Annotated in this window: 1 pseudogene; it reads left to right on the top strand. The window is 64.1% G+C overall.

Annotated features, from left to right (window positions below):
* Window positions 1-119: 119 nt before the first annotated feature.
* Window positions 120-651: pseudogene (locus HMPREF1137_RS02775) on the top strand (transposase); the annotation flags it as partial.

The raw sequence follows: 651 nt of genomic DNA, 5'->3' as shown, positions 1-651 counted from the left end.
GGCTCTTCGCATTTGAGGGTGTAGGTGTTGTGGGCGGGGTTGGGCGTGTCGTGGCTGGGTAGGGGTCGAGGTCTTCCGATGATGGGGGTTCCTACACCGTCCATCTGAAAGACCTCGACATGGCCAATACTATCTTTGATCGCCCTGATCTGAGCGTGTTCACGCGCCTGGATGACCTGGGCCTAGAAGTGACGGGCCAGCGCGTTGAGGCAGACCATGCAGTGTTGGCGTGCCGTATTACGGGTGAGGACCGGTGGTGTCGACGCTGCGGGTGCCAGGGCATTTCTCGTGACACGGTGGTCAGGCGCTTAGCTCACGAGCCCTGCGGGTGGCGTCCCACGATCTTGCATGTGAGCGTGCGCCGCTACCGGTGCGAGACGTGTGCTCACGTGTGGCGCCAAGACATGAGCCAAGCGGCCGATCCGCGCGCGAAGCTCTCGCGTGCGGCGGTGCGCTGGGCGCTGACGGGCCTGGTGGTCCACCATCTGACGGTGGCGCGCGTCGCCCAGGCCCTAGGCGTGTCCTGGAATAGCCGCCAATACTGCTGTCCTGGCTGAAGGGGCGCGCCTGCTGATCAATGATCCAGCACGGTGTGAAGGCGTGCGTGTCATTGGCGTGGATGAACATGTGTGGCGCCACACCCCCTACGGC

This window comes from Actinomyces sp. ICM39 (assembly GCF_000282935.1).
Classification (GTDB): Bacteria; Actinomycetota; Actinomycetes; order Actinomycetales; family Actinomycetaceae; genus Pauljensenia; species Pauljensenia odontolytica_B.
Note: the sequence above shows the minus strand (reverse complement) of the source record. Positions and strands in the feature narration are given on the sequence as shown.